11 protein-coding genes are annotated in these 15426 nt (G+C 38.7%); 8 read left to right on the top strand and 3 right to left on the bottom strand.

Annotation, left to right across the window (positions count from 1 at the left end; translation table 11 throughout):
- Positions 1-3 precede the first annotated feature (3 nt).
- The 3 genes from ABJN95_RS08045 to ABJN95_RS08035 all read left to right on the top strand — a co-directional run bounded on the left by ABJN95_RS08045 (position 4) and on the right by ABJN95_RS08035 (position 3185).
- Positions 4-1344: a vanadium-dependent haloperoxidase gene (locus ABJN95_RS08045; RefSeq protein ID WP_348369867.1), complete on the top strand. Its 1341-nt coding sequence runs from the start codon at positions 4-6 to the stop codon at positions 1342-1344.
- A 2-nt stretch (positions 1345-1346) separates the two neighbouring features.
- Positions 1347-2240 (top strand): GyrI-like domain-containing protein, encoded by an 894-nt coding sequence (locus ABJN95_RS08040; protein WP_348369866.1) that lies wholly within the window; start codon positions 1347-1349, stop codon positions 2238-2240.
- 90 nt (positions 2241-2330) lie between these two features.
- Positions 2331-3185, top strand: coding sequence for a hypothetical protein (locus ABJN95_RS08035; protein WP_348369865.1), 855 nt, complete (start codon positions 2331-2333; stop codon positions 3183-3185).
- An 8-nt stretch (positions 3186-3193) separates the two neighbouring features.
- Here the strand turns inward: ABJN95_RS08035 and ABJN95_RS08030 are convergent, their stop codons facing one another.
- Entirely contained in the window at positions 3194-6907 is a 3714-nt protein-coding gene (locus tag ABJN95_RS08030; RefSeq protein ID WP_348369864.1) for a metallophosphoesterase, read from the bottom strand.
- Between the two features lie 60 nt (positions 6908-6967).
- Between ABJN95_RS08030 and ABJN95_RS08025 the strand changes: the two genes are divergently transcribed.
- The gene (locus ABJN95_RS08025) at positions 6968-8158 is read left to right on the top strand and encodes a Pycsar system effector family protein (RefSeq protein WP_348369863.1); all 1191 of its coding nucleotides are present in this window, start codon (positions 6968-6970) and stop codon (positions 8156-8158) included.
- Positions 8159-8167: 9 nt separating this feature from the next.
- On the opposite strand, the gene ABJN95_RS08020 is transcribed toward ABJN95_RS08025, so the two are convergent.
- Positions 8168-10543, bottom strand: a complete 2376-nt coding sequence (locus ABJN95_RS08020; protein WP_348370081.1) for a GAF domain-containing protein — start codon at positions 10541-10543, stop codon at positions 8168-8170.
- A 124-nt stretch (positions 10544-10667) separates the two neighbouring features.
- On the opposite strand from ABJN95_RS08020, the gene ABJN95_RS08015 reads away from it, so the two are divergent.
- The 3 genes from ABJN95_RS08015 (at position 10668) to ABJN95_RS08005 (ending at position 13971) form a co-directional block, all read left to right on the top strand.
- Positions 10668-11570, top strand: a complete 903-nt coding sequence (locus tag ABJN95_RS08015; protein WP_348369862.1) for a serine/threonine protein phosphatase — start codon at positions 10668-10670, stop codon at positions 11568-11570.
- Between the two features lie 256 nt (positions 11571-11826).
- Positions 11827-12750, top strand: a complete 924-nt coding sequence (locus ABJN95_RS08010) for an AraC family transcriptional regulator (RefSeq protein ID WP_348369861.1) — start codon at positions 11827-11829, stop codon at positions 12748-12750.
- A gap of 75 nt (positions 12751-12825) precedes the next feature.
- The gene (locus ABJN95_RS08005) at positions 12826-13971 is read left to right on the top strand and encodes an acyltransferase family protein (protein ID WP_348369860.1); all 1146 of its coding nucleotides are present in this window, start codon (positions 12826-12828) and stop codon (positions 13969-13971) included.
- Positions 13972-14058: 87 nt separating this feature from the next.
- Here the strand turns inward: ABJN95_RS08005 and ABJN95_RS08000 are convergent, their stop codons facing one another.
- Complete coding sequence (locus ABJN95_RS08000) at positions 14059-14781, bottom strand: energy transducer TonB (protein WP_348369859.1); 723 nt, start codon at positions 14779-14781, stop codon at positions 14059-14061.
- Positions 14782-14951: 170 nt separating this feature from the next.
- On the opposite strand from ABJN95_RS08000, the gene ABJN95_RS07995 reads away from it, so the two are divergent.
- The gene (locus ABJN95_RS07995; RefSeq protein ID WP_348369858.1) at positions 14952-15425 is read left to right on the top strand and encodes a (2Fe-2S)-binding protein; all 474 of its coding nucleotides are present in this window, start codon (positions 14952-14954) and stop codon (positions 15423-15425) included.
- Position 15426 lies beyond the last annotated feature (1 nt).

The following is a 15426-nucleotide window of genomic DNA, read 5'->3' as shown; positions in this document are numbered from 1 at the left end:
ACGATGAAGAAGATCATTGTAGTGTTTACTGCCCTAACCGTATTGTATTCTTGTAATGAACCCATCAATGTCTCCCCTGAGGATTTACATACTTCGGTAGATAAGGTAATCGAAATCATGATTCATGATATTTTTTCGCCCCCAGTAGCGAGTAGAATCTTTGCATACCCCAATGTAGCCGCATACGAAATTATCGCCTTAGAAAACCCAGAATATCTTTCCTTAGCCGGACAGTTGACTGATTTTAAATCCATACCTCAACCCAAAGATGCTGTAATAATTAATTATAAAGTTGCGGCCATGGTCGCGCATATGGAGCTCAGTAAGAAGTTGATTTTCTCAGAGCATGAAATGGAGGTGCTTCGCGATAGTCTGTACAATATTTGGGAAGGAAAGAATTCGGTCTTATTTGAAGATTCGAAAACATATGGGCTAGAAGTTGCTGAACATGTAGCGGAATGGATGAGCAAAGACAATTACAATCAGACCCGTACAATGCCAAAATTCACTGTTAATACCGATGACCCTACCAGATGGCAACCTACACCACCTGCGTATATGGATGGCATTGAGCCTCATTGGAACAAAATACGGCCATTTGTAATTGATTCGGCAGCACAGTTCAAACCCGTTCCTCCGCCACCGTTTTCTTTAGATAAAGAATCTGATTTTTATAAGGAATTGGCTGAGGTTTATGAAATAAGCAATCAAATTACCGCAAAAGGTGATGACTCTGAAGAAATTAAAATCGCTCAATTTTGGGATTGCAATCCGTATGTGTCTGTGACCCGAGGACATTTGATGTTTGCTACCAAAAAAATTAGTCCGGGTGCACACTGGATCGGCATCACCAAGATAGCAAGTAGAAAAACGAACAGTGATTTTGACAAAACAATTTATGCCTATACCAAAGCCTCAATTGCCATGGCAGATGCATTTATCAGCTGCTGGGATGAAAAATACCGTAGTAATTTGATCCGCCCTGAAACCTTAATTAATGAACACATTGACGAAAACTGGAAACCCGTTTTGCAAACACCTCCTTTTCCTGAATACTCGAGCGGTCATAGCGTAGTATCAGGAGCTGCGTCTATTGCACTAACCGATATTTTTGGTGATGACTTTAGTTTTGATGACGATACCGAAGTGGCCTACGGTTTACCCGTGAGAAGTTTTACTTCTTTCTCAAAGGCGGCCGATGAGGCGGCTATCAGTAGAATGTACGGTGGTATTCATTATCGCGCTGCGGTTGAAATAGGAGTGAAACAAGGCCGTGACCTGGGAAAATTCGTTGTTGATAATCTAAAAATGACCCCCGACAAAAAAATGGCAATAAACCAATAAACATGCGAAAGAAATTTCTGTGGGGTTTGCTGGTATTACTATCTGGCGCTTTCATATGGTATCTCTTCCTTAAGCCAAATGATTACCAAGTCACATTCAAAACAAAGGCCATACCGGGTACCATAAATCAAACCATTAAGCTGTGGGCTAATGGCCTAGACCAGGCAAAGTTGCTGCACCAAACAGATTTACAACACTTTAGTCACAGACTAGAATTCAATGATTCTATTTACGACTATGATTGGAATGTTATACCTTTAAATGATTCTACATCTCAAGTAACAGTGCTTGTAACGGATGTTGAAAATAGCCTTTCAAACAAAATAGCGATTCCCTTTTCAGAAACTGACTTTGAAAAACGCACAAAACGTACGCTCAAAGACCTCATGGAAACACTCAAAGAGCATTCGGAGAGTTTTAAAGTAACGGTATTGGGAGTAGACGAAATACCTTCTAAATATTGCGCTTATGTTCGCTTAAAAAGCATTCAAAAAGAAAAAGCGCTCAAAATGATGGAAAATTATCCCTTTTTGAACAGCGTTTTGGCAAAAAACAACATTCGACTAGATGGCCCCCCATTTATCCAAATTGAAGATTGGGATATGCAAACAGATAGTATTGCTTTTAATTTTTGCTATCCTATCATAAAGTCGGATACGTTACCCCAAATTAATGGTGTTAGGTATAAACTAATACAGGGGCAAAAGGCTATAAAAACCGTATTTAATGGCAACTACATCGTTTCAGATCGCGCCTGGTACACCATGATTGATTATGCCAAGCAGAATGGGCTTGCGATTCGCAAACAACCTGTCGAAGTTTTTTACAGCAATCCCAATATGGGTGGAGACGAAATGAACTGGAAGGCTGAAGTTTTTATGCCATTGAAAGAATGATCTGAGATACGCAGAAGAACTGACTCCAATACCAACAAATAGTGGTGTTGGTAGATAACATCTGACCGACGAAAAAATAAAAACAAGCAGATGAAACCATATTATTCCGCTTTATTATTGATTTGCTTAATGCATAGTTGCGCCAATCACGGGCAGCTTAAACTCATCGAAAAACTCCCTCAAAAATTAAAGGAGAACTCAGGTATCGTTTCGTTTTCAGCGTCATCGGCTTGGTTTATAGAAGACAACGGAAATAGCGATAACATATACAAAACAGATTTCAACGGAAACATCATTCAACAATTTGACGTAAAAAACGCCAAGAATAACGACTGGGAGGATCTAACCAAAGACAAGAAGGGAAACCTATATATTGGTGACTTTGGCAATAACGCTAATCAGCGAAAAAACTTGGTTATTTACAAAGCTCCCAACCCTGAAAAAGAGAAGGGAGAAAAGATATCGATCGAGAAAATCAAATTTAAATACCCTGAACAGCAAAACTTTCCCCCAAGAAGAGGTAAACTATTGTATGACGCCGAGGCCTTCTTTCACTATAATGGATATCTCTATATTTTTACAAAGAATCGAGCCAATCCCTTTACAGGAGAGACATCTGTGTACAGGGTGCCAGATAAAAAAGGGACGTATGAGGCAGAATTGATGGGTACAATTCGAATATGTTCCGATTGGAATACTTGTCAAATTACCTCCGCAGACATCTCCCCTGATGGAAAAACGATTGTGCTTTTGAGTTATGGCAAACTTTGGACTATCACCAATTTCTCTAATGACGATTTTGCCCAGGGAAATCTAGCCGAAATCGATCTTGGAGTTCGTACTCAGTTAGAGTCGGTTTGTTTTACCAACAACAAGCTTCTGTTACTTTCCGATGAAGAACGAGACGATACCGGTGGAAATTTGTATTCCTATACTTTAAACTAGGAAAGCATCTAAAATCCGAAACCTAAGCCGAAAGAAAAGCGTGGACCGTCAGCACTAGCAAAAAGAGCCACGCGTAAAGACATAATATCGGCGGCATTCACAAAGAAGCCTCCACCATATGAGGTGTGCCAGGTATCTGAATCTTCGTTGGGTTGCCACACCCTTCCATAGTCAAAACCGCCATAAATTCCCATCGTGGTAGGCAAAATTCCGGTTCTCCGTTTACCTAGGCTCAATCGTAAATCTGTATTCTGGTAGTACGCTTTCTTTCCTGTAAAACGTTGGTTTCGGAAGCCTCTTAACCCATCTGTACCCCCGATACTTGCTGCCTGGTAGAACTCATAACCATCTCCTAAGATAAAATGCGCTTTCCATTTTGTAGCAAGCACTAAATTACCGCTAGGTATCAATTTGTAGTCGAAAGATAAACTAGGAATAATATATCCGAAACTACCATTCCCATCTGTAGTTTCGGTCTTATATCCGACATGAAGTGAGGTAGCCATGCCCAAGGTTGGAAAAGCTGTGTTATCTGCATTCTCATAGGTATATGCACCATCTAACCCAATAAAGCTTTTTTGGGTTTCTTCATCGTTCTGTTGATAAAATGTATTTATAAATCTATTATCTGTTTCTTCTACTTCTATAGATTCATATGAAATTCCTGTTCGCACTTTGCTTCCCAACGGTCCGCGCCAAACCAAAGAAGGGGCGAGCTTTATAGTACCAAATCGTACCCGATTGTAATCTAGTTCTAACGCTTCGTCCAAATTTTCCGTTTCATTTCCAAATCCGAAAAAATTAATAGCGAAATTAGGACTCGTAAAACGAGTGTCGAATTCGAGGTTGGCCTTTCCGAAGGCATTTGCAAACTCACCTTTATAGCCCAATTCGAAACCACTAGTCGCAAAATAAAATGCGGCATTTACATGATGCTGCTGTGTAAAGGGGTTTTGACGGAAACCGTTATAGGTATAGGTTTCTAATATTCCAATTTTTAGGCCGTCATCAGGATTGAAACCAATAAGCGGTAAAAGCTGATTTTGAGAAGCTCTTATCTTTAGAGGTTGATAGGTATTTACCCCGTAATTGTCGGTCAGCTTCACTCGCGCTCTCGAAACGTCTTCAAGTTTGTTCTTTTTACTCTGATAGTCATAAATAACAGTACCTCCACCCGCTCCAACATCATACTTGTCATTATTCTGACCTCCGACAAGACGAACTTTGATCTTACTTTTATGCGTACCCTTGACCACAAAGCGATCTTCATCGTCTAATCCGTAAACCCATATCTCTTTCGTAAAATCTTTCGAAAATTTTTTGTTAAAAAACCGTTTCTTCTTTTCACCATCGATGATTCGATATGCACTGACTTCAACTTCATTCTTATTCAAATATTCAATTTCAAACCAGTCATCCTTATCGGTTCCGATAACAACGGCATATTTATTTAAAATGCGGTAATACTCGGCCGCGGTTGCTTCTATGGTTGCTATTCGCTTTAAGAGCACCCGCTTGATCTCAGTAACCGTTTCATCACGCACCTCTTCTGGAAAAGCGAGAAAAGCTTGATCGACGACAGCAGAAGTCAAATTTTCTCGAATATATTTAGCCTCAGCTAACCATGTCTCTCTTGTGGTTTCATTTAATAACGCCAAATCTAGTACATAGGTTTTAGGAGAAGAGTTAAACCCTTTTACACTTCTGATTTCCTCTTTAAAACCTTCCATTAAACGCAATGCAGGAATTAAACGAGTTGCCAACCCCATAAACAACCCATCACCCATAATAGAGTAGGCTTGGTCACGATCTCTAGGCACAGGTCTGTATGTTTTTTTCTTTTTCCCTTTTTCCTTGAATTCGGCCCATCGCCATTGATCGACATGGCGATCCCAATCTCCTATAACCATATCAAACAATCTAGCTCGGGCATACATTTCGGCATCCACATCATATTTTTCATCATCACGAAGATTCTCAAGCATCTCATCGGTACTAATGAGTTTATCTGAAAATCCATAGCTTGCCAAGTCTCCGTGACCATCACCTGCGTGTTCCTCAATCATATACAGCTCATCTCCAAAACTCAGGTTAAACTCCTCTAAGGCCGACTGTTTTGGCACAAAGTACAATATTGGGTTGGTATGATAAATTCCTATTGCATCTGAAAGCGGGCCAATGGTAAAAGGAGCATAGGGGTGTGATCCGGTATAAAAATCTTGAAGAAATTCTTGCAAGAAGGTATCCTGCAAATCATCCATGACATATTGCTGCTGAAAAACCATAGACTGTAAGTATAACTCCGAAACTTTTCGCAGAGCACGCATTACATATTCCTTTCCATTTTTATGGCGAAGTCGAAGTGATTTTGATTGATGTCCACCGCCCTTTCGAACGGGTTTCAATCCCCCAAAGAGCGTATCTAGATTTACCGTTGGAGCAGTCACTTCAGTACCATAATATTTACGGTACCGCTCACCCCAAATGGTTTTAAAAAAACCTGTTTTATTTATTTCTTCCTCAGAATAAATCGAAGCCGAGGCTTCTGACGGATATGATGTTGCATAGTTACTGTTGTGAAGCTCTCTATCGGGACCTAACACTTGAGTAGTAAACAAAAACTCTTCCTTTTCAGAATCGTCAGCCCCGAAATAACGAACCTGAGAAGATCCATCCTCGTATATTTCCAAAGTCGCGTAACCCATTTTACCGGTGGCAAATTGGCTGCCGTTCATTATACGAACAACCCCATTTTTTGCTCCAGCCCCACTAACAATCTGCGGTGTATTGTTCTCCCTGATGTATTGTAAGGTATGCTCATGACCCGAAGCGAAAATCACTTTTTCGGAATACTGCGCCAAAGTCACCATTCGATTTTTGAATTCGGTGTAACGCTTGTTTTGAATATCAGCGGGAGAGGCCCCAGAAGTTTTTCTGAGCACATTGATAAACGATCCTATAACGGGCAATGGAAATCTACTATTTCCTTGAAAAAGCTGTTGCTTCATGGAAAACTGTCCGCCATGAGGCCCATAGGAATACATGGGATGATGCATTGCTATTAAAGTCGTCTTATCGCGGTTCTTTTTAATTGCCCCCTCGACTTCTTCCCAAAATTTTGCACGACTTTTAATCTCACAATTATCATTCATAGTGGGATGTTTGTCCCAATTGGTCAAGTACCACTCGGTATCAATTACAATAATGACTAGCTTATCATTCACTTTTACCTGGGTAATAGGGCACCCATTTTCAGGTAAAAACGGATTCTTTTGCTTCAGTTTTTTCTTGACATACTTTTCTTGACGATCTAACCCTTTTAATCCTTCACTATACCAATCATGATTTCCAGGAATAAATAGTGGTCTCCCATCAAAATTTTCAAGAGTCTCCAATTGCGCATCTAAATAACTTTTTGCTTCACCATATGCTGTTGGAAAATCTTTTTTATCTGGTAGTCCGGCAGGGTAGATATTATCTCCAAGGAATATGGCAGTGCTATGCGCGTCTGCCTTGTTCAATTTATTTTTAAATAATTTTAAAGCTTTGTTGGGCTTACCTTCCTTGGAAAGTCCTGCATCACCGATAAGATAAACGGTATGTGATACCTTTTTTGTCGTATTTATTTCCTCTTTTGAAAACCCCTGCGCATACTTTGTCTTTTGCGTAGCGCAATTTGTAAGCAACAGGAAACATAACACGACCAACGAATACTTCTTCATATAAGGGTTCTAAAGTCTAGAATTTTGTATTTTGGTGGGGGAGATTCTAATACATGCCATATGTCGGATATAATTGAAAAAACTAAAGTTTTTGCTACGGATTTATTGACAAACACTCTAGACCCAAAACATCTATATCACAATCTAAAACATACAGAGCGTGTTGTTAAAAGTACTAAAGAATTGTTGGATGCCCATAACCTTTCCGCCGAAGAAAATGAGATTCTTTTGCTTACTGCTTGGCTTCACGATACAGGTTACATAAAAGGAACCGTAAATCATGAGGACAATAGCTGTATCATAGCCAAAGACTTTCTTATTGCAGAGGGTTATGACGATTTAAAAATTCAAAAAGTTTTAGCTTGTATTCAAGCTACAAAAAGGTATTACCAGCCTCAAAATATTTATGAAATGATTATTCGAGATGCGGATTCTTCCCATTTCGGACAAAAAAGTTATTGGGAGACTTCTGATTATTTGCGTGAAGAACTATCGCTACTAGGTATCGCAGATTACAGTACAAAAGAATGGTGCGACGCCAATATGGAAATGTTCAAAAAAGAACATCGCTTCTTCACAGAGTACGCCAAGGAAAACTGGCAGACTGGAAAAGACAAAAACCTCAAAAAGTTAGTCAAAGACAAAAAGGCTGAAAAGCAGATTGCCAAAAAGGAGGCAATTAAAGCGCGATACAAGACCGAAAGTCCCGATAGAGGTATTCAAACCTTATTTCGTGTAACACTTAAGAATCATCTTACCCTAAGCGATATTGCAGATACCAAGGCAAACATTTTACTATCTGTAAATGCGATTATCATTTCATTGGTGTTATCAAATTTGATTACCAAACTTGACAATCCGTCAAACACGTATTTGATTTACCCTACCGTAATTTTTGTGGTTTTTAGTGTTGTGTCAATGGGTTTGGCAGTATTGGCCACAAGACCAAATGTGACCAGCGGTCAGTTTACCAAAGAAGACGTAAAAAACAAAAAAGTGAATTTATTGTTCTTTGGAAACTTTCATAAAATGAAATTGCCCGATTATGAATGGGCCATTAGAGAACTGGTAAAAGACAAGGAATACATCTATACCAGCTTGACCAAAGACCTTTATTTCTTAGGATTGGTTTTGAATAGAAAATACAAAATTTTGAGATGGACCTATACTATTTTTATGGTAGGCATTGTAGTCTCTGTATTGGCTTTTGCCATAGCCTTTCGGTTTTTTGGACCAGATCGGATTGCATAAAACTATCTACTACGCCTTCAATTCTTCCATTAGGTCATCATAGGTATACGTCTTTTCAGATTCCATGTCCTTTCTGTATAGAATGTCTGCACGTATAGCCTTGAGTCCCGCAACGCCTTGAAGCCCCTCCAATTCTACAATTTCAACCTTTCCTGTAAAATATCCTTTTGATTTTAAGAATTTGATATAGCGCAGGTACTCTAGCTCATCACTTTTTTGAGAGTACACAATAACCATTTTTCCTGTTTGCGTAAGACGTTCGTTTGTGCCTTTGACAAAGGATTTATCGATACGCTTTTTAATAATTTCATAGCGTGCGTTATACGTACCGTCTACATCAAAGCGCTTTTCATCCATTCGGAAACGAATCGACAAAGAGGTGTTGTAAACCAAGATCAAAGAAGCTACATCTAAAGGCACAGGAAGATCAGGTTTTAAACTATAGTGTTTGTTTTCCATATCACACATCACCTGCAGCTGCCACAAACGTAGGTTATTCAAATAAAGGGGGTCGAAGTTGCGATTTCCCGCTATCGACTCTCCAATATACATATTGTGTTCTATACCGTCGGTTTTGTAGCGCTCAAAATAGTGCGGAAACATAAGCTGCGCCTCATCTTGCTTTTGATCTATCAACGAGGCCAACTTTTTATTGATGGTCATTACACTGGTATCATAGTTCTTACGATGGTCGTAGTAGGTATGTGTATTTTTATCAATTTGAGATTCGTAGCTGAGAATTAATTTTTCAAGTTCGTTATCCTCCTTTTTCAAATGTTCGAAAACCGGATTCACCTCGTCCATTATAAAGTTAAAAATCGTCTGCTCGCTGTTCGTATGTAGTGTTTCTTTGACCTCATCTATATGATTGTCTACCCGAAAAACAAGTTCCTCATAAATGGGGAGTTTCGTTTTTTGCCAAGCTTCGGTCAACACCCTGCTTACATCTGATAATTGGATCATCAAATCGCGTTGAATTGCCGTATTTCTTGCCATAGACGAATCCTTAATGTCTATTTGTCCGTACAATGGATTTACCCGCTCAAAAACAATTTCCTTGAAAGAAGGTTGTTCTCCTTGTAAACCATCCTTGATAAAATTTTTAGCCTCTTCTTGAAACCTCCAATAGACTGATTCATGAACAGAAGTACACTCGTGCTGAATAATGGCATCTATCAAATTTTCCTCTTCCGTTTTTGATCGTAGTACCGCAGTTACGATAAACGGCATGATATCTTCAAGCTTGGTGGCAACTACACTGTTCAACTCATTTTTATTGGGTGACCCTATCTCAAGAACACCAAGTAAATTTCCATTGTCGGCTATCGGCGCAAAAATGGCGCTCTGATAACCAGCAGCCTTGAGGTTTTTATAGGGAGAAGTACCCCCTGAAAGCTCATAGTATTTGTTAACATCAGTAACTGCAAAAAAGTCGTTATCTTTCATCAAGGCTTTATAAGAGCCTGGGCATAAAGCTTCATCACAAGAAACAAATTCGTCTTCTCCTAAAATAACACTCTCCATTCCCGCGCCATGAACACACTGAAACTGGTCTTGCTTTGTGTCGTAGGCCACAAAACCAACCTTCACATCTTTTAACCTAAAGAACGACCGAAAAGTCTCCTGCATAAATTCCATAAACGACTCATCACCACCCTCCTTCTCGTTTGAAATGAGGCCAGACTTTATTTCCGATATCGAATGCTCTGCCGTCACATCAAACATATTCGAAATCACAAAACCCTTTGCTACAAAACTGCGCGGGGGAATTTTTTCTTTCCAAAGTTCAATATTGTCATAATTCTCTAGGAGCTCGTCAATATCTTCTTGTTTTAGGTCTTTTGCCTTATCTGTAGGATGTAATTCCAAGAAATCCGCATTGTACAAGATTCGATAATGATGCATTACACCATTCGCATCGGGAATATCATAAAAATAAGGTCTTGAAAAGTCAAGTTTAAATCCGTAGTAAAAATTTAGTACCACTACGGCGGCCATGATATAGTTGAACTCGTCCTCTTGGTTGCGAATTTTAGGCTCAAAACCCGGGCCCGCATCTGCCAATATTTTTTGAAATCTTTTCGAAGAATTGAAAATAAAATTGTCATACGGCAATGCCGCCACCTTTATCTCGTTATTGCCCAAAATATCGGAGAACGTATCCTCTAAGATGATATTTATGACATCTTTGTGTGTTTCTAACAAAGTTAAATCTGTGAAACCTTCTCGAAGTTCAGGGTGTGGTGCTTGGGCATCAAGCACCCGTTTTGCTTTAGTAGCCAAAAATGGATCCTTGCTTTTGGCCAGCTCATCATAATATTCCAAAAATTTATTGAAACTTATGACACGCTGAATAGGCATGTTCTCGAAGTTGTTTAAAGACATAGTATCCATAAGTCTACTTTTTCACCATAAAATTACAAAACAAGACCTAAAATTTTGTTAAGGAAACCTTATCAAGCATGTTAAGGTATGCCTTGTTTTTCGGATATTTATAAAAAAATCGTCAATGTCATCAAGGTTTCGGTTATCAAGAGCATATGAGCAGGCAAAAGTGATTCCTTTTGACAATAGCTCGAAGTTCATTCTGTTTAGTGATTGCCATAGAGGAGATAATAGTTTTGCTGATGATTTCGCCAATAATAGAAACATCTATTTTCATGCCTTAACATACTATTTCAATGATGGTTTTCACTATTGTGAGTTGGGTGATGGTGACGAACTATGGGAAAATCGAAGCTTTAAATCTATTTTTCAAGCGCATAAAAATGTTTTTAAGCTCTTAAAACGTTTTCACCTTGAAAAAAGATTGCACATGATTTGGGGAAATCATGATATGGTGTACAAAGATCCTAAATATGTTGAGAAACATTTATTTCACTATTTTGAACCTGTTGAAGATTGTGAAAAAGATCTACTTGCAGGAATTACCTATCACGAGGCAATTGTATTAAGGCATAAAGACACACAGCAAGAACTCTTCCTAGCCCATGGTCACCAAGCCGATTGGTGGAATTACACCTTTTGGCGATGGGGGCGATTTTTAGTACGTGTGTTGTGGAAACCATTGCAAGTATGGGGAATCGCAGACCCTACTAGCCCAGCAAAAAACTATATTGAACTTAAAAAAGTAGAGCGTCGCATCAAAAAATGGATTCTTGAAAAAAACTTGTTAATGACTGTAGTAGGGCATACTCACCGCCCTCGTTTTCCTGAACCGGGAGAAATTCCATTATTCAATGATGGTAGTTGCGTACATCCAAGAAGTATAACAGGCATCGAAATTGTCAAGGGCACTATTGCATTGATTAAATGGCAAATTGCTACTAAAGATGATGGCACCCTGCAAATAGTACGTATGGTACTAGAAGGGCCTCAGAGTTTAGCAGACTATCAAAAAGCAAATCAATAGATTGGTGAATACACTTGAGCTACTTGTTGACCAAATTCCGATAAAACATAATCTTACTTCGAGTATTATGTTAATTGGAATAGTGCAAAGCCTATTTATAAGTCTGGTCATTTTTCTTCGTTCAAAAAAAAATTATGCGATCAAATATTTAGGCTGGTCCTTTTTGTTTAGCACAATCGTTTTTTTTGATACCTACCTATGTTATACTGGTCTTATAAAAAACATCTTGTTCTTAAATGATTCCACAGAATTTTTGGTGCTTTTAATTTTCCCGTTCGTTTACTTCTCCCTGTATGGGCTTTTAAAAAGAGCTCCTATTACATTAGCAAAACACTGGTGGCACTTTGTACTTCCTGGTGGTTATTTTTTAACGCAAATACCCTTTTACCTCGCTCCCCTAGCAGTTAAATACAACGCCTATTTAGGCGCTTATTTTCCCGAATTGCCTACTTTGGAAGTGACTGAATCCTTTAATTACAGTTATCATATCATCAAAGATATTTTTGACTGGTTAATTCTTTTAAGTATTTCTTTCTATACCCTTGTTTCGCTGAAATTAGTCAGAGATGAAAGAAGTAAAAATGTATCGAACAAAATAAAAGGTAAATCTGGAAAATATCGTTTCAGCAGAAACTCAGCAGTTGTGCTATTACTACTGTTGGTTTTCATTTTTATTATTTTTTATTCCTATGACGATGACGGTGGAGATCATTACATTGTCTTTTTTCAAACTATAATAGCATTTTCTACAACCTATCTCATCATGTCAGAATCACGATTCTTCGAAAAATCATGGATTGCTGATAAATATGAGACCCTCGGAAATTCAAAGCGTGATATAGAATTTGCGGAAATTCAAAATTATGTTGAGCGTGAAAATTACTTCTTATCACAAGAAGCCTCATTGCATGATTTGGCATCACTTCTGCAGGCGCATCCAAACCAAATATCCAAAATAATCAATCTGCAAAACGAATCTAATTTCAATGATTATATCAACCAAAAAAGAGTGAAGTTAGCTACAACCAGATTAACCGATACTGCCTTTTCTCATTTGACTATTGAAGCTATTGGTACTTCGGTGGGGTTTAAATCAAAATCAGCTTTCTACAACGCATTTAAGAAACATACCGGCACTTCACCCTCTGCTTTTACAAAGCAAGTTTCTCCCAAATTGTAATTCAGGACATAGAAGGCAGGAAATTAATTGATTCTCTAAAAGAAAGAGCAAACCTTTGGTGCAAACAAATGCATCATGGAAGTAAAAATAAGACGTCACGATTTAGATTGGTTAAGGGTAATCGTTTTTGGGCTACTCATTTTTTATCATGTGGGCATGTTCTTTGTCCCATGGGGTTGGCATATTAAGAACGACCCAACCTATGACTGGTTAAGGTGGCCTATGATGTTTTTGAATCAATGGCGACTACCCATTCTTTTTGTTATTTCTGGAATGGGTACCTATTATGCCTTATCCAAACGTAGTCTTTGGAAATTTAGCTGGGAGCGCGTTAAAAGACTCGGTATTCCATTACTATTTGGAATGCTCCTTATAGTACCTCCTCAGGTCTATTTCGAGCGTTTAGACAAAGGGCAATTTATTGGTTCCTATTTTGAGTTTTTCACAACCATTGCCTTCGATGGCATCTACCCTGAGGGAAACTTAAGTTGGCACCACCTTTGGTTTTTACCCTACTTGCTCGTATTCTCTTTGCTTTTGGGGCCGGTTTTCGTTTTTATAAAAAAGAATAAAACCGCCTTGGTTGAATGGATCAAGAGACTTGTTAAAAGACCATTCGGGTTCTATATTTTTATAATTCCTTTATATCTGCTTGAAGCGTGTATGGAACCTTATTTTGATATTACGCATGCCCTTGTTGACGATTGGTTCAACTTTAGTTTTAGTCTTGTTTTATTCTTTTATGGATTTTTATTGATTTCCATAGGAGATACTTTTTGGGAGGGCTTGAAAAGGATTAAAGCGAAAGCCTTGATCATAGGAATAATGGCATTTTTAGGGCAAGTTTTTATCTGGGTATATTTAGAGGACGGCTTTATAGTTCATTTTACAGAGGCATTTTTAAAAGTAACCAATATCTGGTCATGGATTTTGGTATTGTTTGCCTACGCTTCTGAGTATCTTAACAAAGAGAGTGCAGAACTAGCTTATTGTAATCGAGCGGTATATCCCTTTTATATTTTACATCAAACTGTCACTATCAGTATCGCCTACTATCTAATCGATCAAGATTGGAGCTTAGTGCCTAAATTCACAGTCCTAACATTCGGAACTTTTCTAGTAAGTTGGTTAATTTATCACCTCATCATTTTACAAATACCTTTATTGCACCCCTTATTTGGTTTGAAACCAAAGCGAAAATTACCGCCAGACCAAAGTTAGTATATAAGTAAAATACGTGCCAATATTTCAAAAGACGCTTTGCAGCTGCTTGCCGTATTGCGCCTTTTTGTGATGTTGCAATAATAACTACTCTAGTTTAAAGGTAATCGGGAGGCTATATGGTACTTTTACGGCCCTACCCCGCTGCATGCCAGGGGTCATTTGGGGCAATGAAGCCACAATTCGAGAAGCTTCCTGCTCTAAATTAGCATCGGGTCCTCTGGTTCTTATATGAGTAATATAACCTTTACCATCGATAACGAATTGCACATAAACTTTGCCTTGAACACCTAGTTCAAGTGCTGTAGGAGGGTAGTTGAAATTCTTCTTAATATGTTGTTGCACCATTTTTTGAAAACAGGTTCTTCGCTCCTCATTGTTTTTCATTGTTTCACAGCCCGGAAAAATAGGAACATTTTCAATTACAGCAAAAGGCACAGTAATTTCTTCCTCCTCTTCGGCAACTTCTACATCTTCTACAGCTATAACCTCCTCTATCACCGTCTCTTGGTCAATTTCACTACTTTCAATTATAGTTTCTTCGATTTCAGCTTCGTCTTCAACAATTTCAATAAGCTCGGGTGCAGATGGCGGTGGCGGTGGTGGCGGTGTTTTTAAAGCCTCCGTTATGGGTACATCCTCCTTAAGGTCTTCCTGAACTTCAAAAACCTGCACGATTTCGTCTTGGGTCTCATAAGTTTTATGTTCCAGAGCCCTCCAAGTAACGAAGAGAACTAGGGTTAGGCCAATAATAAAATATAGGCCACTATTTCGATTCAAATCTGCCTTTGGGTTTTTCTTGGTTTCCATGATTCTCTGATTTAATTACTTAAATCTAAATCACTTACAAATCAATTCATATGACTTATGTCAGGTTTTATTCCTTACTGAGCAAAGTCTCTTAAATAGGAATATCTTTAAAAACAAAACACAGTCTTCGCTGATTTTTCAGTAATTTAATAGGAAATTAAAGAACTGCCATGCCAAAATATACCTTAAATGTCAACACTAAAAAACTTGAGGTTGAAGTGACCCAAGGCACTTCATTACTCTGGGTGTTGCGCGAACACTTGGGTCTTACGGGCACCAAATATGGTTGTGGAATTGCCCAATGCGGTGCATGTACTATTCATGTTGATGATAAACCGATGAGAGCATGTACGCTCCAGGTCGATAACGTTTCCGATAGACAAGAAATCATCACAATAGAAGGGCTATCAGAAAAGGGCGATCATCGGGTACAGCAAGCTTGGGTCAACCAACAAGTGCCTCAATGCGGATACTGTCAATCTGGGCAAATTATGCAAGCCGTTTCCCTATTAGCCGAAAATCCAAATCCTTCACGCGAGGAAATAAAAAAATATATGAACGGCATACTTTGCCGTTGTGGCACCTATTTACGAGTTATCGCTGCCATCGAGGCGGCAGCTAAAACTAATTCTCAAGCAAGCTGAA

Origin of the sequence: Maribacter sp. (assembly GCF_039974175.1) — a bacterium.
Taxonomy (GTDB): Bacteria; Bacteroidota; Bacteroidia; order Flavobacteriales; family Flavobacteriaceae; genus Maribacter_C.
The sequence above is the reverse complement of the archived record's forward strand: the minus strand, read 5'-3'. Positions and strand labels throughout refer to the sequence as shown.

Coding starts and splice junctions, on each gene's coding strand:
- ABJN95_RS07995 (WP_348369858.1), top strand. CDS start 14,952: ATGCCAAAATATACCTTAAATGTCAACACTAAAAAACTTGAGGTTGAA.
- ABJN95_RS08025 (WP_348369863.1), top strand. CDS start 6,968: ATGTCGGATATAATTGAAAAAACTAAAGTTTTTGCTACGGATTTATTG.
- ABJN95_RS08000 (WP_348369859.1), bottom strand. CDS start 14,781: ATGGAAACCAAGAAAAACCCAAAGGCAGATTTGAATCGAAATAGTGGC.
- ABJN95_RS08035 (WP_348369865.1), top strand. CDS start 2,331: ATGAAACCATATTATTCCGCTTTATTATTGATTTGCTTAATGCATAGT.
- ABJN95_RS08020 (WP_348370081.1), bottom strand. CDS start 10,543: ATGTCTTTAAACAACTTCGAGAACATGCCTATTCAGCGTGTCATAAGT.
- ABJN95_RS08030 (WP_348369864.1), bottom strand. CDS start 6,907: ATGAAGAAGTATTCGTTGGTCGTGTTATGTTTCCTGTTGCTTACAAAT.
- ABJN95_RS08015 (WP_348369862.1), top strand. CDS start 10,668: ATGTCATCAAGGTTTCGGTTATCAAGAGCATATGAGCAGGCAAAAGTG.
- ABJN95_RS08005 (WP_348369860.1), top strand. CDS start 12,826: ATGGAAGTAAAAATAAGACGTCACGATTTAGATTGGTTAAGGGTAATC.
- ABJN95_RS08045 (WP_348369867.1), top strand. CDS start 4: ATGAAGAAGATCATTGTAGTGTTTACTGCCCTAACCGTATTGTATTCT.
- ABJN95_RS08040 (WP_348369866.1), top strand. CDS start 1,347: ATGCGAAAGAAATTTCTGTGGGGTTTGCTGGTATTACTATCTGGCGCT.